The sequence below is a fragment of the Microbacterium sp. NPDC055988 genome, assembly GCF_042269505.1.
In the GTDB taxonomy this organism is placed as follows: domain Bacteria; phylum Actinomycetota; class Actinomycetes; order Actinomycetales; family Microbacteriaceae; genus Microbacterium.
In genome coordinates, this window is record NZ_JBHJXY010000001.1 from 1,549,601 (window position 1) to 1,569,529 (window position 19,929).

General features: G+C 69.2%; 20 protein-coding genes. 13 read left to right on the forward strand and 7 right to left on the reverse strand.

Annotation, left to right across the window (positions count from 1 at the left end; genetic code table 11):
- The first annotated feature begins 74 nt into the window (after nucleotides 1-74).
- Entirely contained in the window at nucleotides 75-1,100 is a 1,026-nt protein-coding gene (locus tag ACFC14_RS07585; RefSeq protein ID WP_376102513.1) for a YhcG family protein, read from the forward strand.
- Nucleotides 1,101-1,121: 21 nt separating this feature from the next.
- On the opposite strand, the gene ACFC14_RS07590 is transcribed toward ACFC14_RS07585, so the two are convergent.
- From ACFC14_RS07590 to ACFC14_RS07620, 7 genes are all read right to left on the reverse strand, one after another.
- Nucleotides 1,122-3,671 carry a DEAD/DEAH box helicase gene (locus ACFC14_RS07590; protein WP_376102516.1) on the reverse strand — a complete coding sequence of 850 codons (2,550 nt, stop codon included), beginning with the start codon at nucleotides 3,669-3,671 and terminating at the stop codon, nucleotides 1,122-1,124.
- A gap of 215 nt (nucleotides 3,672-3,886) precedes the next feature.
- Nucleotides 3,887-4,597, reverse strand: coding sequence for a purine-nucleoside phosphorylase (gene deoD, locus ACFC14_RS07595; protein WP_376102519.1), 711 nt, complete (start codon nucleotides 4,595-4,597; stop codon nucleotides 3,887-3,889).
- Nucleotides 4,598-4,625: 28 nt separating this feature from the next.
- Complete coding sequence (locus ACFC14_RS07600; protein ID WP_376102522.1) at nucleotides 4,626-5,162, reverse strand: hypothetical protein; 537 nt, start codon at nucleotides 5,160-5,162, stop codon at nucleotides 4,626-4,628.
- Nucleotides 5,159-5,809: a hypothetical protein gene (locus ACFC14_RS07605; protein ID WP_376102525.1), complete on the reverse strand. Its 651-nt coding sequence runs from the start codon at nucleotides 5,807-5,809 to the stop codon at nucleotides 5,159-5,161. Before ACFC14_RS07605 ends, ACFC14_RS07600 begins: the two co-directional genes overlap by 4 nt.
- Entirely contained in the window at nucleotides 5,806-6,177 is a 372-nt protein-coding gene (locus tag ACFC14_RS07610) for a hypothetical protein (protein WP_376102528.1), read from the reverse strand. The genes ACFC14_RS07605 and ACFC14_RS07610 overlap by 4 nt, the downstream gene beginning before the upstream one ends.
- Before the next feature lie 261 nt (nucleotides 6,178-6,438).
- Nucleotides 6,439-7,107 (reverse strand): DNA alkylation repair protein, encoded by a 669-nt coding sequence (locus ACFC14_RS07615; RefSeq protein WP_376102530.1) that lies wholly within the window; start codon nucleotides 7,105-7,107, stop codon nucleotides 6,439-6,441.
- Between the two features lie 132 nt (nucleotides 7,108-7,239).
- On the reverse strand, nucleotides 7,240-8,277 hold the full coding sequence (locus tag ACFC14_RS07620) for an aromatic acid exporter family protein (RefSeq protein ID WP_136041403.1): 1,038 nt from the start codon (nucleotides 8,275-8,277) through the stop codon (nucleotides 7,240-7,242).
- Nucleotides 8,278-8,407: 130 nt separating this feature from the next.
- Between ACFC14_RS07620 and ACFC14_RS07625 the strand changes: the two genes are divergently transcribed.
- The 12 genes from ACFC14_RS07625 (at nucleotide 8,408) to ACFC14_RS07680 (ending at nucleotide 19,901) form a co-directional block, all read left to right on the forward strand.
- The gene (locus tag ACFC14_RS07625) at nucleotides 8,408-8,863 is read left to right on the forward strand and encodes an SRPBCC family protein (RefSeq protein WP_136041402.1); all 456 of its coding nucleotides are present in this window, start codon (nucleotides 8,408-8,410) and stop codon (nucleotides 8,861-8,863) included.
- Nucleotides 8,864-8,941: 78 nt separating this feature from the next.
- Nucleotides 8,942-9,106, forward strand: coding sequence for a hypothetical protein (locus ACFC14_RS07630; RefSeq protein WP_168429539.1), 165 nt, complete (start codon nucleotides 8,942-8,944; stop codon nucleotides 9,104-9,106).
- An 82-nt stretch (nucleotides 9,107-9,188) separates the two neighbouring features.
- Nucleotides 9,189-10,250 carry a DUF998 domain-containing protein gene (locus ACFC14_RS07635; RefSeq protein WP_376102535.1) on the forward strand — a complete coding sequence of 354 codons (1,062 nt, stop codon included), beginning with the start codon at nucleotides 9,189-9,191 and terminating at the stop codon, nucleotides 10,248-10,250.
- A gap of 125 nt (nucleotides 10,251-10,375) precedes the next feature.
- Nucleotides 10,376-10,630, forward strand: a complete 255-nt coding sequence (locus tag ACFC14_RS07640) for a hypothetical protein (protein WP_376102538.1) — start codon at nucleotides 10,376-10,378, stop codon at nucleotides 10,628-10,630.
- 68 nt (nucleotides 10,631-10,698) lie between these two features.
- Nucleotides 10,699-13,590, forward strand: a complete 2,892-nt coding sequence (locus tag ACFC14_RS07645) for an AAA family ATPase (protein WP_376102541.1) — start codon at nucleotides 10,699-10,701, stop codon at nucleotides 13,588-13,590.
- A 74-nt stretch (nucleotides 13,591-13,664) separates the two neighbouring features.
- Nucleotides 13,665-13,868, forward strand: coding sequence for a cold-shock protein (locus ACFC14_RS07650; RefSeq protein ID WP_017831237.1), 204 nt, complete (start codon nucleotides 13,665-13,667; stop codon nucleotides 13,866-13,868).
- A gap of 255 nt (nucleotides 13,869-14,123) precedes the next feature.
- Nucleotides 14,124-15,152, forward strand: coding sequence for an iron-siderophore ABC transporter substrate-binding protein (locus tag ACFC14_RS07655; protein WP_376102546.1), 1,029 nt, complete (start codon nucleotides 14,124-14,126; stop codon nucleotides 15,150-15,152).
- 33 nt (nucleotides 15,153-15,185) lie between these two features.
- Nucleotides 15,186-16,235 carry a FecCD family ABC transporter permease gene (locus ACFC14_RS07660; protein ID WP_376102549.1) on the forward strand — a complete coding sequence of 350 codons (1,050 nt, stop codon included), beginning with the start codon at nucleotides 15,186-15,188 and terminating at the stop codon, nucleotides 16,233-16,235.
- Nucleotides 16,232-17,314, forward strand: coding sequence for a FecCD family ABC transporter permease (locus tag ACFC14_RS07665; RefSeq protein WP_376102552.1), 1,083 nt, complete (start codon nucleotides 16,232-16,234; stop codon nucleotides 17,312-17,314). The genes ACFC14_RS07660 and ACFC14_RS07665 overlap by 4 nt, the downstream gene beginning before the upstream one ends.
- Entirely contained in the window at nucleotides 17,311-18,111 is an 801-nt protein-coding gene (locus ACFC14_RS07670) for an ABC transporter ATP-binding protein (protein WP_376102555.1), read from the forward strand. Before ACFC14_RS07665 ends, ACFC14_RS07670 begins: the two co-directional genes overlap by 4 nt.
- Entirely contained in the window at nucleotides 18,101-19,063 is a 963-nt protein-coding gene (locus ACFC14_RS07675; protein WP_376102558.1) for a siderophore-interacting protein, read from the forward strand. The genes ACFC14_RS07670 and ACFC14_RS07675 overlap by 11 nt, the downstream gene beginning before the upstream one ends.
- A 1-nt stretch (nucleotide 19,064) precedes the next feature.
- Nucleotides 19,065-19,901, forward strand: coding sequence for an ABC transporter ATP-binding protein (locus ACFC14_RS07680; RefSeq protein WP_376102560.1), 837 nt, complete (start codon nucleotides 19,065-19,067; stop codon nucleotides 19,899-19,901).
- Nucleotides 19,902-19,929 lie beyond the last annotated feature (28 nt).

A 19,929-nucleotide genomic window follows, 5' to 3' on the forward strand; every position in this document is an offset into this window, starting at 1 on the left:
GGGTCGGGTGCCGTGTCTGAGGTCCCTCCTATCGTTCAGGGATGATCTTCGACGGCACTCCTCTCCGGTGATTCATGAGTGAACTCGTGCCCGACGACTACGCCGCCACGCTCGAAGACGTGAAGCGACACGTCCATGCCGCACGTCTGAGGGTGCAACGCCAGGCCAATAACGCGCTCCTCCAGTTGTGGTGGCAGATCGGCCACACGATCCTGGATCGACAGGCGGCTCAGGGGTGGGGCACCAAAGTCCTGGACCGGCTTGCTGCTGACCTTCGGGCAGAGTTTCCGTCGATGAAGGGGTTCTCGCGTCGGAATCTGCTCTATATGCGCGCCTTCGCCGTTGCATGGCCTGACGCTGAGGCAGTTGTGCAACGACCCATTGCACAACTGCCGTGGGGGCACGTGATCGAGCTGCTCGACAAGCTCGATGATCAGGAGCTGCGTGACTGGTACGCGGCCAAAGACGTGCATCACGGGTGGAGCCGATCAGTGCTCGCACACCAGATCACCACACGGCTGCACGAGCGGGAGGCAGCGGCGCCGAGCAACTTCGCCGGTGCGCTCGATCGTGCCGATTCCGACCAGGCGCAGGAACTCACGAAGGATCCGTACGCGCTGCAGTTCCTCGCCGTCGACGGCGACACCTCCGAGCGCGAGCTCGAGCAACGCATGGTCGATCGGATCCTCGACACCATGCGCGAGCTCGGTCCGGGTTTCGCATTCGTCGGCCGGCAAGTGCACCTTGAGGTGGGCGACAGCGACTTCTACATCGACCTCCTCTTCTTCCACGTCGAGCAACTGCGATACGTGGTGATCGAGTTGAAGACCACAAGCTTCACTCCAGCGGATACCGGTCAACTCGGCTTCTATGTCACGGTTGTCGACGACATGCTCCGGATTCCGGACAAGCATCAGCCGACCGTAGGGATACTCCTTGTCGCGGGCAAGGACGACACCGTCGTTCGGTACGCGCTCGCGTCGACGACCCAGCCGGTCGCAGTCAGCCGTTACGAGCTGACAGAGGACGCGCAAAAAGCGCTTCCCGATGAAGACGTGATCACCCGGGCCTTCGCCGACGAGTTGTCCCGCAGCGCCTAGGATCCGAGCGGAGTCGGAGCGCTACAGCCGGTCCACGCCCGTCACGGTCACGACGGCTTGACCTGCTTCGTCGGAGGCAGCCAGGTCGATCGTCGCGGTGATGCCCCAGTCGTGGTCGCCGGCGGGGTCGTCGAAGATCTGTCGCGCGGTCCAGGCCGTGGCACCCTCGGTGAGGATCAGCAGCTTCGAACTGCGGGCATCTCCGCCGGTGAGGATCTCGTCGTGGTCGTCGTAGTAGCCGTCGAGCGCATCCGACCAGGCGTCGGCGCCGAAACCGGGGTCGAGCTCGGCCAGGGCGTCCACGTCTTCTCGCGCCGCGAGCTGCACGCGGCGGAACAGCTCGTTGCGCACCAGGATGCGGAAGGCGCGGATGTTGCTCGTGAGGCGCTTGGGGGCTGGGGGGACGATCGGTTCGTCAGGCGCGTGCGGATCGAAGCGGCCGTTGTCGACCCCGGCGATCAGCTCCTCCCACTCGTCGAGCAGGCTGGAGTCGACCTGGCGCACCAGCTCGCCGAGCCACTCGATGAGGTCGCGCAGATCCTCGTCCTTGAACTCCTCCGGGATGGTCTGCGAGGCCGCGCGGTAGGCATCCGAGAGGTAGCGCAGCACCACGCCTTCGGAGCGAGCGATCTTGTAGTAAGCGACATATTCCCCGAACGACATGGCCCGCTCGTACATGTCGCGCACGACCGACTTCGGATGCAGCTCGAAGTCGCGGATCCACGGTTGCGCGGCACTGAAGGTCTCGAAGGCGGCGGTCAGCAGCTCGTCGAGCGGTTTCGGGTACGTGATCTGCTCGAGCAGCTCCATCCGCTCGTCGTACTCGATACCCTCGGATTTCATCGCGGCGACCGCTTCGCCGCGGGCGAGGAATTCCTGCTGGCTGAGCACCGCACGCGGATCGTCGAGGGTCGACTCCACGATCGAGATCATGTCGAGCGCGTACGATCCGGTGCCAACCCCCTGGGTCGCTGAGCTGTTAGAAGCGTCGGGGTCGAGCAGTTCGAACGCGGCGAGGGCGAATGGCGACAGCGGCTGGTTGAGCGCGAAGTTCGGCTGCAGGTCGACCGTGAGGCGGATGTCGCCCTCCGGAGTCTTCTCGACGATGCCCGATTCGCGAAGCGTGCGGTAGATGCCGATGGCGCGGAGCGCGAGCTCGCGCTGCCGTTTCCGCGGCTCGTGGTTGTCGTATACCAGCGAGCGCATATTCGCGAAGACATCGCCGCCGCGCGCGATCACGTTGAGCATCATGGCGCTCGTGATCTGCATGTGAGAGGTCAGCGTCTCGGGGACGGCGTCGATGAGCTTGCGGAATGACGGCTCGCCCCACGAGACGAAGCCGTCGGGCGCCTTCTTGCGGACGATCTTGCGCTTCTTCTTCGGGTCGTCGCCGGCCTTCTTCACCGCGGCGACGTTCTCGCTCTCGTGCTCCGGAGCCTGGGCGACGACCGTCCCGGCGGTGTCGTACCCCGCCCGCCCGGCGCGACCGGCGATCTGATGGAACTCGCGGGCGTTCAGCTGCCGCATCCGGGTGCCGTCGAACTTCGTGAGCGCGGTGAGCAGGACGGTGCGGATCGGCACGTTGATGCCGACGCCGAGGGTGTCGGTGCCGCAGATGACGCGCAGCAGTCCGCGCTGGGCCAGCTGCTCGACCAGACGACGGTACTTCGGCAGCATGCCGGCGTGGTGCACGCCGATCCCGGCGCGCAGGAAACGCGAGAGCGTCTTGCCGAACGCGGTCGTGAAGCGGAATTCGGCGATCAGCGCCGCGATCGCATCGCGCTGTTCGCGGGTGGCGACCTTCGTGCTGGAAAGTGCCTGCGCCCGCTCCATGGCCGCGGCCTGCGAGAAGTGCACGACGTAGATCGGCGCCTGACCGGTGTTCAGCAGGTCGTCGATGGTCTCGTGGATCGGCGTGGTCTCGTAGAAGAAGTGCAGCGGCACCGGGCGCTCGACGCCGGTCACGGTCGCCGTCTCGCGACCCGTGCGACGGGTCAGGTCGGCGGCGAGCTCGCTCACGTCGCCGAGAGTCGCCGACATCAGGATGAACTGCGCCTGCGGCAGTTCGAGCAGCGGCACCTGCCACGCCCACCCGCGGTCGGGGTCGGCATAGAAGTGGAACTCGTCCATCACGACCTGGCCGACGTCGGCATCCGTGCCCTGGCGCAGCGAGAGGTTCGCGAGGATCTCGGCGGTGCAGCAGATGATCGGGGCGTCGGCGTTGACTGAGGAGTCGCCCGTGACCATCCCGACGTTCTCGGCGCCGAAGACGTCGACCAGCGCGAAGAACTTCTCGCTCACGAGCGCCTTGATCGGGGCGGTGTAGTAACTGCGCCGGCCGGCGACGAGAGCGGCGAAGTGCGCGCCGATCGCGACGAGCGATTTCCCGGTCCCGGTGGGAGTGGAGAGGATCAGGTTGTTTCCCGAGACGATCTCGATGACCGCCTCGTCCTGTGCGGGGTAGAGGCTGATGCCGGTCGACTCCGCCCATTCGACGAAGGCGAGGTAGACGGCATCCGGATCCGCGGCGTCCGGAACGAGGGCGGGATCGAGCCGCGGTGGGGAAGTCATGGTCCCTCGATCATCCCCCATGCGCGTGCGTGCCGCGTTTCACCCCTCCTGCGCCGGCCGCATCAGGCAATCGCGCGAGATCAGGAGGATCTGTCGCTGGATCGCCTGATGCGGCGGTTTCGCCTGATCTCGCTGACCGGCCGAACGGCCAGGCGCGGCGAATCGCGCGGGAGAGGAACGGTGCCGCGCTCGGCGGGGGAGCAACGGATGCCGCGCTACGCGGTCGCGGCGCGCAGGGCGATGCGGATCATGTCGCCGAAGGTCTGTTCGCGCTCCTGCGCCGTGGTCTCCTCGCCCGTGACGATGTGGTCGCTGACCGTGCAGATCGCGAGGGCGCGCCGACCATAGAAGGCCGCGAGCGTGTAGAGCCCGGCCGCTTCCATCTCGACGCCGAGGATGCCGTGCTGCACGAACGGCTCCGTGAGCTCGGGGCGGGTGCTGTAGAACTGGTCGCTCGAGAACAGCTGCCCGACATGCACGGTCGACTCGAGGTCTTCCGCCTCGCTCGCCTCCACGGCCGCGCGCAGGAGGCCGAAGTCCGCGACCGGCGCGTAGTCGAGTCCGAGGAAGCGCACGCGGTTGATGCCGGAATCCGTGGATGCGCCGTTGGCGATGATGATGTCGCGGGTCTTGACGCGCTCGGTCAGCGCGCCGCACGACCCGACCCGCACGATCGTCTGCACGTCGTAGGAGTCGAACAGCTCGTTCGCGTAGATCGCCATCGACGGCTGGCCCATGCCCGAGCCCTGCACCGAGATGCGGTGCCCCTCCCACGTGCCGGTGAAGCCCAGCATGCCCCGGGTCTCGGAGTACAGCTCGGCGTCGTCGAGGAACGTCTCGGCGATCCACTTCGCTCGCAGCGGGTCGCCGGGGAACAGGACGATGGGGGCGATCTGGCCGGGCTCTGCGGCGATGTGCGTGCTCATGGCCCCAGCGTAGCCAGCGACCGCGGGGCTAGCCGGGCACGCCGGCGAGTCCCAGAGCGGTGATGAGCTCGTATGCCGCGGAGCGTGCCTGCACGATCACGGTGCCGACCTGGACTCCCGCTGCCGACACCGACAGGAGCAGTTGGCCGTAGGGTGCGAGGACGAAGCTGAGCAGTGACAGCTGGCTCTGTCCGATCGACACCGAGACGACGGCCGACAGACTCGGTTCCGTCCCGCCGGAGATGATCTCGGCCTCGGCCCTGGCGACGCCGAACAGCGAACCGTTGATCGCCGCCAGCCGCTCGCCCGTCTCCTCTCGCGTGCCGACGGAGGCGATGTGCAGGCCGTCGGCCGTCGAGAGGACCGCCGTCGTCAGCTCGGGGAAGCGCTCCTGCAGATGACGCAGTCGAGTGAGCGCGGCCTGGCTGACGACGCTCGACCAGAGCTCCCAGTGAGCCGCGATCTCCGGATGCATGAGCACGGGGTCGCCTCCGTGGGGCGCGTCGTCCCGCTGCGCGGCGTCGTTCGGCAGAGGGGGTTCGTCTGTTCGGATGTGTGTGTTCACGACTCTTCTTCCGGAAGGTCAAGGGCCACGCAGGCGACGCGCATCACGCTGTCGCGATCGCGGGCGTCGGCGGGATGAACGCGGTTCGCGGGGATCCCGTATCGCGCCAGGACCTCAGTGAGTTCCCGGCGTACTGTGCCCATCGCCTCTTCTGCGCAGTGGCTGACGGCGATGACCATTCGATGACCGTCGCCGGCGAACCGAGGAATCCACGCGGCGGCGTCGGCGGCGAGGCTCGTCCGATCGGCGCGCAGCCAGAGCAGGATGCGCGTGTCTGCGGTCGAGGATCTTCGTCGGGCGGGAGCGAAACGGTCCTGCCCGGGAACCCCGATGAGGGTGACGGAGATCTCGGGCGTGGGTTTCCACGCGCCGTAGTCCAGGCCCACCGTGGTGGTGGTCTTCTCGCCGTCGCCGTACTCCGCCGATCCGGCCGAGATCGGAACGTCGGTGTCGACCGGCGGGACGTCACTCAGTGCGCGGACGGCCGTCGTCTTCCCCGCGCCGACCGGCCCGGCGAAGATGAGCCGGTAGCGGTTCGGCAGATTCACGTGCCTCCAGCGCGCCCGCCGCATCGGCGTCTCCACCGACGCGGCGCGCACCCACGAGATCTCCTCGAGGCCGTCGTTGCGCACGGCCTCCCTGGTCAAGCGTTCAAAGCCGCCACATGGCGGTTCACGGCGGAGCGGAGAAGTGCGAGGTTCGTCGCCTGGCGGTCGGCTGCGAGATAGATGAAGGTCTCGTCCGTGATCATCTTGAGCAGGTGGAGCTGCGTGTCGAGGGTGAGCAGCATGTCTTCGAGGGTCGCGTCGAGACCGAGCGCCTCGATCGTGCGCATCTTGTTCTTGACGATCTCACTGTTGTAGGCGCTGGCCACATCGAGGTCGAAGTCCGGTCGGACCGAGCTCGAGGCCAGTAGCATCCCGGATTCCAGATCGACGACGGAGGCTCCGATGAAACCGTTGATGTCGTGCGCGATGTCGGTGATGAGCGCGTTCAGTTCGTCTTGCGTAGCCATGATGCTCCCCAGGTCGTGTCGCACGCGCAGAGACCACCCTGTGCAGTCCCCCCAGAGCCCGCGCAACTCATAAAGTGTATAACGTTACTGTCTCAAATGCGGAATCGCGGTGGGACACGCCTGGTGGTCTCCCAGGCGGATGCAGCGGAAGCCCGTTCCGAAGGAGTTCTCACGAAATGAAGGAGCGGATGCCGGATGCTCTCCTTCAGAGCGTGAGATCTCCTTCGCGTCGTGTGTGCAGTCGGCGGGTCGGACGAGCGCTCAGCCCTCGCGGCGCCGCACGAGCTCGCCGATCCACAGCGGCGCGAAGGGGGAGGTGCAGCCCGGCGCGGTGGGGTAGTCGGCGAGGACCTGCAGGCGCTCGCCGATCTCCAGCGCCCTCGCGCGGTACGCCGGGTGGTAGATGCCGATGTTCGCGAGGGTCTCGTTCATCGCCCACTGCAGGCGCGACGGCGCATCCTTCAGCTCGCGCTCGATGAGGTCGAGCAGGTGCGGCAGGTCCAGGCCGTCCGCTTCCTTCATCACCCGAACCGTCGTGAGCGACCAGGCGGCCGCGGCAACCGTGGGATCCGCGTCGTCGAACCAGCGCAGCCGCAGCTCTTCGGCGAGCGGCGACTTCTTGGCGACGTAGTTTACGAACCAGTCGTTGACCTTCGGCGGGCGGGTCTCTCGCAGCATGGCGTCGAGTTCGTCGGCGGTGAAGTCGCGCGGGCGGCAGATCAGGAGGGCGAGGAGCCGCGCCGGGGTCTCGCCGGTCGCCCAGAGCTCCTGCGCGAGCGGCTGGTCCGTCTTGATCCGCTTCGCGAGAGCGCGCATCCGGCTGAGGTTGATGCCGTGGTCGTCGCCGCGCTTCTCGTTGGCGGCGCGCATCTTCGGGTCTTCGAGCGCGGCGAGCTCGCCCAGCGCTTCCGCGACGGTCATGTCGGACATGCCACCAGGCTACTCATCCGGATTCTCGAACCACCTCCTTCTCGCCGAGCCACCCCTCTGCGCACGTACGCAGAGGGGTGGCTCGGTCGTAAAGGGCCGGGCCGGGCCGCGCGGCTGGGGAGGAGAGGAAGATCAGTCCTCGTCGAGCAGCTCGCCCCGGATGCGGCGGAGGTCCTCCATGAGCGAGCCGATCAGGATCCAGTGCTGCGACGCCGGCGGGCGGATCACGAGCGGTGCGGTGAGCGCGGGGATGGCGCTCGTCTCCGTGTCGGGCTCGGGCGACGCCTCGGCGACCTGCACGGCCAGGCGCACATCGTGTCCGGCGCGACGCAGCTGCTCGGCGATCGCGGCCACCGCGGGCTCCTCGCCGATCGTGTCGTCGTAGTGGTCGAAGTACGCACGCGTCATGCCGATCGTCTGGGTCACGATCGGTGACAGTCGCTCCAGCAGCTCCCGCAGCTCCTGCAGTTCGCTGCGGTGGTTCGAGCGCCGCGGGTTCAGGGTGAGCGACTCCTCCCCGGCGGCGATGGATGCGTCGGCGGCATCCTTCATCGGACGCAGCAGCCGCACCTCCAGCATCAGCTCCTGCAGCTGGGCGGCCGTCTGCGGCTCCGGCAGCGCGACGGCCAGGCGGTCGAGGCTGGCGGCGAGCTCTCGCCCGAGCAGCCCGACGTCGCGCCGAGCGGGGGCGACCAGCACCGGCGGCACGATGAGCGCGTTCACGACGATGCCGATCACGACGCCGATCAGGGTCTCCACGATGCGCGCGAACGCGTACTCCGGGCTGGACGACCCCAGCGCCAGCACGAGCATCGCCGAGATCGCGACCTGATTGCCGGTGCCGGGCGAGGCGCGGAAGATCCACGCCACGAGCATCGCGACGACGATCGCGAGCAGCACGATCCAGCTCGGCGAGCCCAGGAGCAGCCCGAGCGCGACGGCGATCACCACGCCGGCGATCACCCCGATGCTGCGCTCGAGCGCCTTCGACAGCGACTGGTTCACACTCGGCTGCACGACCAGGAGCGCGGCGATCGCGGCGAACACCGGCAGCTGCGCGGGGAACACCCATCCCGCGATGAGCCACGCCGCGATCGTCGCCGCGGCCGACTTCACGACCTGCAGCAGCGGGGAGCGCTGGGAGGCGCGGATCGCGGCGGGGATGCGCATGACCTCAACGGTAGCGCCGCGACGCCGCGGATGATCGACGTGCGATGACGCGGCTGTCAACCCCGTGGCCGATCCTCGAGGCTCCGGGCTGAATGGGACCACACGAACGACGAGAAGTGAGGAGCATCACATGGTGCAGATCATCGAGACCATCGACGTCGACGTCCCCGTCCGCACGGCGTACAACCAGTGGACGCAGTTCGAGAGCTTCCCGAAGTTCCTCGACGAAGTCGAGTCGATCACTCAGATCGACGACACCCACACGCACTGGAAGGTGAAGGTCGGCGGCGCGACCCGCGAGTTCGACGCCGAGATCACCGAGCAGCACCCGGATGAGCGCGTCGCGTGGAACAGCACCGGCGGCGAGACCGAGCACGCGGGTGTCGTGACGTTCCACAAGCTCGACGACACGTCCACGCGCGTGACCGTGCAGCTGGACTGGGCGCCCGAGGGGCTGCTCGAGAAGATCGGCTCCCTCGTGGGCGCCGGCGGGCACGCGGTGAAGAAGGACCTCCAGAACTTCAAGGAGTTCATCGAGGGCCGCGGCGTCGAGACCGGAGCCTGGCGCGGCGACGTCGACGCCTGACCTCGAACCACAGGTGGCGAGGCCCGGATGCCGTTCAGGCGCCGGGCCTCGTCGCGTCGAGCGCTGTACGATCGCGCCATGACGAAGACCACATTCAAGCCGGGCGACGAAGTCATCACCCCGCGTTCACGCGGAAAGGTCATCGACATCTGCGCGACGCCCTCGGGGCAGTTCATCTTCGGCATCGAGGATGAGACCGGAGAGGTCACCTACTTCACCCCCAAAGCTCTGCAGCACGCCTGACCGGCCTTCCCGGACGACTCGAAGCGCGAGCGGACCGGAGCGGGATCTTCCGCGCGTCCGGGGTGCGTGCTTGCATGGGCGCATGGAGCGGGACGAGAAGCTGCGCGGCGAGACGAGGGCCGTCTGGGCGACCGCGGTCTGCTTCGTCGTCGGTGCCGTCGCGGGCATGCTGCTCCTTCGTGGTGACCCACGCCCGCTCACCGGTCCAGGATCGCTCGCGGTGCCGGTCGCGGCGGTCGCCGGTATCGTCGCCGCCGCCGCGTTCCTGACGAGCACGCTGATGCACCGTCGCGCGGAGACCGGGCCGATGCCGCGCTGGCAGGCCGTGGTCTCCGACCTCTCGACGGTCGCGCTCACCGTCGCTTTCGGAGCGGTCACCGTGATGGGTGTCCTGCTCACCGCCGAGATCCTCGCCGTCGGCCTCCAGGGTCTGCAGCTCGCGGCAGCCGGGGGCAGCCTGCTCGCGGGTGTCGCCTCGGCCGTCGGCGGCCGTTTCGCCTTCGGAGCCGGCATCGGACTGCGCACGGCCGACCTGTCCGCCCTCCTGTTCGGATTCCTCGTGATCGGCACGCTCTTCGCCATGGTCACCTCCGCCGACCCGCGCTGGTGGGAAGAGAACTTCTCGCAGCTCGGGTCCGGGTGGGCCTTCAACGGCACCCTCGTCGTCGCGGGGCTCCTGATCGCGACCGTCGGCTCGTACATCGGCCGCGACCTGCACCGGATGCTCGGCGACTCCGCTCTGCGGCGCATCGCCGCGGTGGTCGCGCTGTGGGCGGCGGCCGGTGTCGCGCTCGCCGCCGTCGGTCTGCTGCCGCTGCACCGGGTGCCCCTCCCGCACGACATCGCCGCCTTCGCCACACTCGTCCTGTTCCTCGGTTCTGCGGCCGCCACGGTGGCCGCGATCCCCGGTCCTCCCCGCGCATTGCTGATCACGTCGTTCGGCGTCGGACTGCTCATCGTGGTGGCCGTCGTGCTGTGGGTGCCGTTCGGCCTGTACTCGGCCACGGCGGTCGAGGCCGTCGTCGTCGGGCTCGGACTGCTGTGGATGGCCACGCTCGTGCGGGTGATGGCAATCCTCGTGCCGGCGCGGTCGCGCCCCTCGGCCCGGCGGTCGCCGCTGCGCGCGGAGACGCCGCCGGCCTAGTCGCCGGCATCACCCAGGTGCGGCATCCCTAGGCATCGGCGCAGGAAAGATAGGGAATCCGTCCGATGTCGGCGGGGCACCTCAGAGCGGAGTGTAGGGATACACCACACCGACGAGGAGATCCCATGTTCGAGCACACGTTCTTCACCGAGCAGCAGACCAGGTTTCAGCAGGAGGAGCTGGAACGTGCAGCCGCGCGTCGGCGCATGCTCATCGAGCGCGCGGACCAGATCGTTCCTCGTTCCCCGGGGGCGGTGCGTCGGATGCTGCGCCGCATCTTCCGCGCGGGCGCCGGGCGACCCGTGACGACCCGCCCCGCGACCGCGGCGACCTCGCATCCGGCCTCCGTCTGCGACCGGACGGCCTCCGTCGCACGGTGAGTGACGCGGCCGTTCGGACCGGATCGCGGTCCGCCCCGAATGTCGGCGGAGGGTGGGATCATGAACCCATGCCTTCCTCCGCACCGAGCACCGTGATGGTCGGTCGTGCGGCCGAGCTCGCCGAAGTGCGCCGGCTGTTCGACGACGTGCGTGAGGGGGTTCCGGCGGCGCTGCTCGTCGAGGGCGATGCGGGGATGGGCAAATCCCGGCTGCTGCGCGAGTTCACCGCCGAGATCGAGCACACCGCCGACGTCCATGTGGGGTGGTGCCTCGACCTCGGCGGTTCCCGCACGCCATACGGCCCGCTCACCGGCATCCTCCGCTCGATCGTCACGCGCATGGGAGTCGAGCGGGTGCGCGAGTCGGTCGGCGTGGGCGCCGAGGCCCTGGCCATGCTGCTGCCGGAGCTCGTGGATACGCCGACCGACCGCGAGCGCACCAGCCCCGAGCGACTCCGCGACGCCATCGCCTCCCTGATCGAGGCAGCCGCCGAGCGGGCACCCCAGGTGCTCGTGGTCGAAGATCTGCACTGGGCCGATGATTCGACGCTCGCCATCCTGTCCTTCCTCCTGCGCGCGCTCGACCGTGGGCGCATCCTGCTGCTCCTCACCTGCCGGAGCGACGACGTGCGACGCGGAGACGCGGTGAGCCGCTTCATCGGCGAGGCCACGCGTGGGCGTCTGCTCGAGCGCCTCACGCTCGCCCGGCTCGACACAGCCGCGGTGCGGGAACTGGCCGAGCGGATCAGCGGCCGTCCGCTCTCCGAGGCCGCCTTCGATCGCATGCAGGAGCGGGCCGAGGGCGTGCCGTTCTTCGTCGAAGAGATCGCGGGATGCGCGAACGGCCCCCTCCCCGACGGACTCCGCGACCTGCTGCTGGCTCGGTTCGACCGTCTCGGCGACGATGCGCAGCACGTCGTCAAAGTCGCGTCCGGTGCCGAGCGTCCGCTGTCGCATCCGCTGATCACCCGCCTCGCTGACCTTCCGGAGCAGCGGCTCGACGAGGCGATCCGCGAGGCGACGCGCAGCGGCATCCTGGTCGTGGCCGAGGACGACTACCGGTTCCGGCATGCCCTCCTGCGCGAGGCCGTGCACGACGACCTGCTTCCCGGTGAGCGCGCCCGCCTGCATCGCGCCTATGCCGAGGCCCTCGAGGCTGCGGCTTCGAGCAGCGACACCAGCGAAGACGCCGCCGCGCTCGCGTACCACTGGCAGCTCGCGCAAGACGATCGGAAGGCTCTCGTCGCGGCGGCCGATGCCATGCGCCACGCGAAGGCGCAGTACGCGTTCGCGACCGCCGCCCGCTTCGGCGAACTGGCGCTGGAGCTGTGGCCGCTCGTTCCCGATGCCGCCGATGCCGCGCGCCTCGAGCGCCTCGATCTGCTTCTGGTGCTGGGCTCGATCCTTCGCAACGCCGGAGACGGCGAGCGGGCGCTCGCCGTGGCGAACCTCGCGCTCGCCGAGGTCGACCCCGAAGCCGTCGAGCCGCGTCTGCATGCGCGACTTCTGCGCAACAAGGCGCTGTACCTGGTCAACCTCGGCCGCCTCGGGGCGATCCCGCTGCTGCAACAGGCCCTGGCCATCGCCGAGGCGCGTGTCGACGACGAGGTCTTCCGGGCCGAGCTGCTCAACCAGCTCGCGAGCCGGCGCATGATCGCGGGCGACCGCGAAGAGGCGATCCGGCTCGCGGATGAGGCCGAGCGGGGGGCCGCAGGGGCGCCGTCCACCGATCAGCTGTCGATCGCGGCGAATGTCCGTGGCGGCTCCCTCGCGCATCTGGGCGAGGTCGAGGCGGGCGTGCGCGAGTACGAGCGTGCCCGTGAACTCGCGACCGGCTCGAACGCCGAGATGCGGTACCGGGTGAACTACTCCGACCTGCTGACCCTGCTCGGCCGCTACCGCGAGGCCGTCGAGGTCGCCGAAGAGGGCCTGCGCCGCGCGCGCGAACTCCGCGTCGAGCGCACCTCGGGGTCGATCATGGCGCAGAACATGGTGGTGCCCCTGCTCGAACTGGGCGAGATCGACCGGGTCGAGGAGATGCTCTCGCGTGACTTCGTGCAGGGCACCCTGCGGGTGTTCCGCATGTACATGAGCATGACCCACGTGCGGGTGCTGGCCTGGCGCGGCCGGTCGGTGGAGGCCGCGGAGATGCTGCAGGTGTGGCTGCCGGCGTTCGAGGAGACCGGCATCTCCGAGCGGCAGATCTGGTACGACCGGGTGATGATGGCGGTCGCGGTGGCCGAGAGCGCGGGCGACCTCCGCGGAGCGCTCGACACCATCCTCGAGATGCTGAGCGACGAACGGCCCGCGCTGCTGCACCAGAGGCGGCTGCTGCTTCAAGGAGGTGCGCTCGTCGCCGAGCTGCGGGCGGAGGGTGCCGATGTCGCCGCTGCGGCCGGCACGATCAGTGCCGCGTGGCGTGCTCAGCCTGCACAGTTGCGAGACGACGCCTGGTCGACCATCCTCGACGCCCTGCTCGAACCGCACCCCGACTCGCTCGACGCGGCACTGTTGTTCGCCGACGGCGACGACGTTCCGGTCACGTTCCGCATCGTTCTCCGGCTCGAACAGGCGCGCATGCGGGTGCATGAGGGCGACCGGGCGGCGGCGTCGGCCGTGCTCGCCGAGGCGGCCGAGATCGCGGAAACTCTGGGGCATGCGCAGCTGCAGGCCGCCGTCGCGCGGTTCGCGACCGACGCGGGGCTCGGCGTCCGCCGCATCGCGGAGCCTTCCCCCGGCGCCGACCCGCTGACTGCGCGGGAGAAGCAGGTGCTCGAGCTGATCGCCGATGGGTTGAGCAACCGCCAGATCGGCGAGCGGCTCTTCATCAGCGTGAAGACCGTGAGCGTCCATGTGTCTGCCGTGCTGCGCAAACTCGGGGTGAGCACGCGCACCGAGGCCGCCCTTCTGCAGAAGAATCCGTCGCACAGTGCTACTCCTCAGCCTGTCGTGGTAGCGTGACAGAGCGCGCGTGTCGGATGTTCCGACTCGGCGTAGGCCGTGTAAACGGCTAAGTCAACAGAAAGTAGAAACACATGGCCACTGGCACTGTGAAATGGTTCAACGCGGAAAAGGGCTTCGGCTTCATCGCTCCCGATGACGGCTCGGACGACCTCTTCGCCCACTACTCGGCTATCGCCGGCTCCGGTTTCAAGGAGCTCCGCGAGAACCAGAAGGTCGAATTCGACGCTGAGCGTGGCCCCAAGGGCATGCAGGCGGCGAACATCCGCGCTCTCTGAGCGCGCGCTGACTTCCTGAAGCCGGCCGGATCCTCACGGATCCGGCCGGCTTTTTCTGTGCCCGCAGCATTCGAGTCGCGCGAATCGTCCGATTCGGCGGTGATCTGCAACCATTCGCGCGATTCGAAACGAGGTCTGTGGCCAGGACTCGAAGTGAGGCGGACCTAACCTCCGTGTTAGATTAGGCCAGGCTTACCAAAGGCTGGGCGCATCTCTCGCGCCGCCCCCTCACCCCGAACCCCGAAGGGAACGCCTGTGCGCACCTCTCGAATCCTCGCCATCGGCGCGGCCGCTGCACTCGCCGTCGGCCTGTCCGCCTGCGCCTCCTCCGCCCCGGAATCGACCGGGACCGCCGGCGGCAACCCGGCTTCGGCCGATGCCTTCCCCGTGACGGTCGAGCACGTCTACGGCGAGACCACCATCACCGAGAAGCCCGAGCGCATCGCGACGGTCGCCTGGGCGAACCACGAGGTGCCGCTGGCCCTCGGCATCGTCCCGGTCGGTATGAGCAAGGTGAGCTGGGGCGACGACGACGGCAACGGCGTGCTGCCCTGGGTCGAGGAGAAGCTCGACGAGCTGGACGCCGAGACACCGGTGCTCTTCGACGAGACCGACGGCATCGACTACGAGGCCGTCGCCGACACCGAACCCGATGTGATCCTCGCCTCGTACTCGGGTCTCACGCAGGAGGAGTACGACACCCTCTCCAAGATCGCACCGGTCATCGCCTACCCCGAGGTCGCCTGGGGCACCTCGGTCGACGACATGGTCGAGATGAACTCGAAGGCACTGGGTCTCGAGGATGAGGGTGAAGCACTGATCGAGGAGCTGCACGCCGAAGCGGAGGCCGCTCTCGAGGAGAACAGCATCCTGAAGGACAAGAAGGTCCTGTTCGCCTACCTCGACCCGACCGATCTGAGCCAGATCGGCTACTACACGGCGACGGACACCCGCCCCGGATACCTGCACGACAACCTCGGGCTGCCCTACCCGTCGCTCGTGGAGGACACGGCGGACACCGACAAGTTCGACCTGACGATCAGCGCCGAGGAAGTGGCGAAGTTCGCCGACGTCGACGTGTTCGTCACGTACGGCGACGACTCGCTGATCCCGCAGCTGCAGGCGGACCCGCTGCTGTCGAAGATCCCGGCGATCGCCGAGGGGCGCATCGCGATCCTCCCCAACGCGACGCCGATCGCGGCATCCGCGAACCCGTCGCCGCTGTCGATCCCGTGGGGACTCACCGACTACCTCGCGATGCTGGCCGCGCCGCTGTCGAAGTAATCGTTCGATCCGCATCGGCGGAGTGAATCCCCCGTGACCTCAGCAACCGTCATCGCACCCGCACCGGGCGCCGCAGACCTGCGACGCCCGGTGCTGGTGCGCACCCTCTGGCTGCTCATCGGGGTCGCGGTGCTCGTCATCCTCAGCATCCTGTCGATCTCGTTCGGCGTGCGCGCCGTCTCGTTCGACGACATCGTCGCGGCCCTCGGCGGCCACACCGACACGATCGCCCAGGCCGCGATCGTCAAACGCATCCCGCGCACCGTGCTCGCCCTCCTCATCGGCGCCGCCCTCGCGCTCTCCGGCGCGACCATGCAGGCCGTGACCCGCAACCCCATCGCCGACCCCGGCATCCTCGGCGTCTCGAACGGGGCTTCGCTCGCCGTCGTGTGCGGCATCGCGTTCTTCGGGCTCAGCAACCCGTATGGACAGATGGGGTTTGCCATCGCCGGAGCCGGGATCGCCGCCGTCTTCGTCTACACGGTCGGCTCGCTCGGACGCGGGGGCGCGACGCCGCTCAAACTCGCGCTCGCCGGTGCCGCCACGTCGGCCGCCTTCGCGTCGCTCATCAGCGCAGTCATGCTGCCCCGCGTCGACCTGCTCCAGACGTTCCAGTCGTGGCAGATCGGCGGCGTCGGCGGGGCGGAGTGGCCGCGCATCGCCCTCACCGCACCCGTGCTGGCCGTCGGCGCCCTGATCTGCTTCCTCAGCGCGCGCGGCATGAACTCCCTCGCCCTCGGCGACGACATGGCCAAGGGGCTCGGCGAGCACGTGTTCCGCACGCGCATGATCTCGGCGCTCGGTGCGGTGATCCTCGCCGGCGCGGCGACAGCGATCGCCGGACCCATCGGCTTCGTCGGCCTCATCGTGCCGCACATGTGCCGGATGCTGGTGGGCACCGACCACCGCTGGCTGCTGCCGTTCTCGGCCATCGCGGGCGCCGCGCTGCTGACCGCGAGCGACATCATCGGCCGCGTGATCTCGCCGTCGGCGGAGGAGATCCAGGTCGGGATCATCACCGCGATCATCGGCGCCCCCTTCTTCATCTGGATCGTCCGTCGGCAGAAGGTGCGTGAGCTGTGAGCACGACCGAGCACACCGAGCACACCCTCGATCGCGTCGACGAGCCGGCATCCGCCCGCATCGCCCGGATCGTCGCCGGCCGTCGCTCGCGCCACCGCCGGCACGCGATCGCGACGATCGTGCTCGGCGTCCTGCTGCTCGTGCTCTTCGCGGTCGCCCTCATGGTGGGCAACACCTTCTACTCGTTGGATGAGGTCATCCGCGTGCTCCTCGGCGAGACCGTCCCCGGAGCCTCCTTCACCGTCGGCGACCTCCGACTGCCGCGCGCGGTGCTCGCGGTCCTCACCGGCATCGGCTTCGGCATGGCGGGCGTGTGCTTCCAGACGATGCTGCGCAACCCGCTCGCCTCGCCCGACATCATCGGCATCTCGAACGGCGCCGGGGCTGCCGCGGTGTTCGGCATCGTCGTGCTGTCGGTGAACGGACCGGTCGTATCGCTGCTCGCCCTCGGCGGTGCCATCGTCACCGCTCTCGCGATCTACCTGCTCTCGATCAAGGGCGGCTTCGCGGGCACGCGCCTGATCCTGATCGGCATCGGCGTCGCCGCGATGCTGCAGAGCGTCATCTCGTACATGCTGTCGCGGGCGGCGAACTGGGACATCCAGACCGCGATGCAGTGGCTGACCGGAAGCCTCAACAACGCGTCGTGGGAGCGGGTGCTGCCGATGGCGATCGCCGCGGCGATCATCGTCCCGTTGATGCTGTCGCAGGGCCGTGCGCTCGGCACCCTCCAGCTCGGCGACGACTCCGCGGCCGGCCTCGGGATCCGTGTCGACGCCACACGCCTGCTCCTCATCCTCGGCGCCGTCGCGCTGCTCGCGTTCGCCACCGCGGCGACCGGCCCCATCGCGTTCGTCGCGTTCATGGCCGGGCCCATCGCCGCCCGCATCACCGGGCCGGGAGCGAACCTGCTCCTGCCGTCGGCGTTCGTCGGGGCCGTGCTCGTGCTCGGCGGCGACCTGATCGGCCAGTTCGCCTTCGGCACCCGCTATCCGGTCGGCGTCATCACCGGCGTGGTCGGCGCTCCGTACCTGATCTACCTGCTCATCCGCACCAACCGCTCCGGGGGTTCGCTATGACCGTCTCGCACAGCCTGTCCGCCGAAGGCGTGAGCCTGGCGTACGGCGACCGCACCGTCATCGACGGCCTCGACCTGCAGATCGCGCCCGGACGCATCACGACCATCGTGGGCGCGAACGGATGCGGCAAGTCGACGCTGCTGCGCTCGCTCGCCCGCCTGCTCTCGCCGACCGAGGGGCAGATCGTGCTCGACGGCAAGTCCGTGCACGCCCGCCCCACGAAAGAGGTCGCCCGCATCCTGGGCCTGCTGCCGCAGTCTCCGGTCGCGCCCGAGGGCATCGCGGTGGCGGATCTGGTGGGCCGCGGCCGGCACCCGCACCAGAAGATGCTCGCGCGCTGGAGCACCCACGACTACGAGGTGGTGGCCGATGCCCTCGACGCGACCGGCATCACCGACCTCGCCGACCGCAGCGTCGACGAGCTCTCCGGCGGGCAGCGGCAGCGCGTCTGGATCGCGATGGCCCTCGCGCAGGAGACCGACATCCTGCTGCTCGACGAGCCGACCACGTTCCTCGACGTCGCACACCAGGTCGAGGTGCTCGACCTGCTCACCGACCTGAGCGTCTCGCGCGGCACCACCATCGTCATGGTGCTGCACGACCTCAACCTCGCCGCCCGCTACGCCGACGAGCTGGTGGCCATGAAGGACGGGCGTGTGCACGCGACCGGCGCCCCGCAGGACGTCGTGACCGCCGAGCTCGTCGAAGAGGTCTTCGGCCTCGCCAATCAGATCACCATCGACCCGGTCTCCGGCAAGCCGATGGTCACACCCATCGGGAGGCATCATGTCCGCTGAGACGACCACGACCGAGCGTCCGACCTACATCCTCACCCGCGCCGAGGTGCGGGCCGTCGCTCGGGTCTCGCCCTCGTTCGTGCGGGTGACGTTCGGCGGCGACGATCTGTTCGAGTTCGGCACCCCCGGCGAGGTGTTCGACAGCCGCATCAAGCTGGTCTTCCCGCCGGCATCCGGGGTGCTGCCGGAACTCGACCGGGCCTCGGACAACTGGTGGCAGTCGTTCCTCGCGGTGCCGGAGGAGGAGCGCGGCTCGATGCGCACCTACTCCGTGCGCGAGCTGCGGGTCGACCCCGCCGCGGGCACCGAGGTCGACGTCGACTTCGTGCTGCACCTCGAGCCGGGACTCACCGGGCCCGCGTCGCTGTGGGCGAGCCAGGCCGCGGTCGGGCAGGAGCTGTACCTGGTCGGACCGCGTCGCGGAGTGGACGTGGATGCGCACGGCGGGGCCGAGTTCGCGCCGGGCACTGCGGCCTCGGTCGTGCTCGCCGGCGACGAGACGGCTGCTCCCGCCATCGCCCGCATCCTGGAGGACGCGCCTCGCGACCTGCGGGGAGTGGCCTTCATCGAGGTGCCGTCGCCCGCCGACATCCTGCGTATCGACGTGCCGGCCGGCGTCGAGGTGCACTGGCTGCCGCGCGACGCGGGCGACCCGCACGGCCTGCGCCTGATCCCCGCGGTGCTCGGCTACCTCGGCGACGCGGACGCGGCGGACGAGATCCGCGTGAAGGACATCGACGGCGAGGATCTGCTGTGGGAGACGCCGGATTACTCCGGCCTCGGGGAGTCGATCGACAGGGCGGATGCTCCGGCCGAGCGCTACTTCTGGATCGCGGGGGAGAGCGGCGTGGTCACCACCCTGCGCCGCCACCTCGTCAAGGACCTCGGCATCGACCGCGGGCAGGTCGCGTTCATGGGCTACTGGCGCCGCGGCGTCGCGATGCGGGGCTGACATGACGACGACAGCGCCCCACGCCCTGCAGGGCGAATCCCTCGTGCTCGGATACGGCCGTGCCCGGGTGGTGCACGACGTCTCGCTCCGCCTCGCTCCCGGACGGGTGACCGCCCTCATCGGCCCCAACGGCAGCGGCAAGTCGACCGTGCTTCGCGCCCTCGCCCGCCTTCACCGCATCGAGGCGGGGAGTGTGCGCATCGGCGGAGACGAGACGCGCGACGCCACCGCCCTCTCGGCGAAGGAGTTCGCGAAGGCCGTCGCGATGCTCTCGCAGTCGCGGCCGCATCCCTCCGGCATCGAGGTGTCCGACGTCGTGGCGTACGGCCGTCACCCGCACCGGGGTCGCTTCTCCGGTGTCAGCGACGCCGACCGCGCCGCCGTCGCCCGGGCGCTCGAACTGACCGGGCTCGCCGCCATGGCCTCCCGCCCCGTCGACCAGCTCTCGGGCGGCGAACTGCAGCGCGTGTGGCTGGCGACCGCGCTGGCGCAGGAGACCGGCGTACTGCTGCTCGACGAGCCGACGAACCACCTCGACCTGCGGTACCAGGTGGAGACGCTCGACCTGGTGCGCGAGCTCGCCGACGACCACGGCACCGCCCTCGGCGTCGTGCTGCACGACCTCGACCACGCGGCATCCGTCGCCGACGACGTGGTGCTGCTGCACGCCGGTCGGGTGCACGCGGCCGGCACCCCCGCCGAGGTGCTGACGGGCGAGAACCTCTCGCACGTCTACGGCCTGCGCATCGACACCGAGATCGACGACGAGACCGGCCTCGTGCGGGTGCTCCCGCGCGGTCGGCACCACGGTCGGCATCGCACCGCTGCAGCATCCTGAACCCCCTCACCCCTCCCGGAGGAAGAAC

Excerpts from the sequence above, each read along its gene's own strand:
- ACFC14_RS07585 (WP_376102513.1), top strand. The coding sequence starts at position 75 with ATGAGTGAACTCGTGCCCGACGACTACGCCGCCACGCTCGAAGACGTG.
- ACFC14_RS07590 (WP_376102516.1), bottom strand. The coding sequence starts at position 3,671 with ATGACTTCCCCACCGCGGCTCGATCCCGCCCTCGTTCCGGACGCCGCG.
- deoD (WP_376102519.1), bottom strand. The coding sequence starts at position 4,597 with ATGAGCACGCACATCGCCGCAGAGCCCGGCCAGATCGCCCCCATCGTC.
- ACFC14_RS07610 (WP_376102528.1), bottom strand. The coding sequence starts at position 6,177 with ATGGCTACGCAAGACGAACTGAACGCGCTCATCACCGACATCGCGCAC.
- ACFC14_RS07615 (WP_376102530.1), bottom strand. The coding sequence starts at position 7,107 with ATGTCCGACATGACCGTCGCGGAAGCGCTGGGCGAGCTCGCCGCGCTC.
- ACFC14_RS07620 (WP_136041403.1), bottom strand. The coding sequence starts at position 8,277 with ATGCGCATCCCCGCCGCGATCCGCGCCTCCCAGCGCTCCCCGCTGCTG.
- ACFC14_RS07625 (WP_136041402.1), top strand. The coding sequence starts at position 8,408 with ATGGTGCAGATCATCGAGACCATCGACGTCGACGTCCCCGTCCGCACG.
- ACFC14_RS07630 (WP_168429539.1), top strand. The coding sequence starts at position 8,942 with ATGACGAAGACCACATTCAAGCCGGGCGACGAAGTCATCACCCCGCGT.
- ACFC14_RS07635 (WP_376102535.1), top strand. The coding sequence starts at position 9,189 with ATGGAGCGGGACGAGAAGCTGCGCGGCGAGACGAGGGCCGTCTGGGCG.
- ACFC14_RS07640 (WP_376102538.1), top strand. The coding sequence starts at position 10,376 with ATGTTCGAGCACACGTTCTTCACCGAGCAGCAGACCAGGTTTCAGCAG.
- ACFC14_RS07645 (WP_376102541.1), top strand. The coding sequence starts at position 10,699 with ATGCCTTCCTCCGCACCGAGCACCGTGATGGTCGGTCGTGCGGCCGAG.
- ACFC14_RS07650 (WP_017831237.1), top strand. The coding sequence starts at position 13,665 with ATGGCCACTGGCACTGTGAAATGGTTCAACGCGGAAAAGGGCTTCGGC.
- ACFC14_RS07670 (WP_376102555.1), top strand. The coding sequence starts at position 17,311 with ATGACCGTCTCGCACAGCCTGTCCGCCGAAGGCGTGAGCCTGGCGTAC.
- ACFC14_RS07675 (WP_376102558.1), top strand. The coding sequence starts at position 18,101 with ATGTCCGCTGAGACGACCACGACCGAGCGTCCGACCTACATCCTCACC.
- ACFC14_RS07680 (WP_376102560.1), top strand. The coding sequence starts at position 19,065 with ATGACGACGACAGCGCCCCACGCCCTGCAGGGCGAATCCCTCGTGCTC.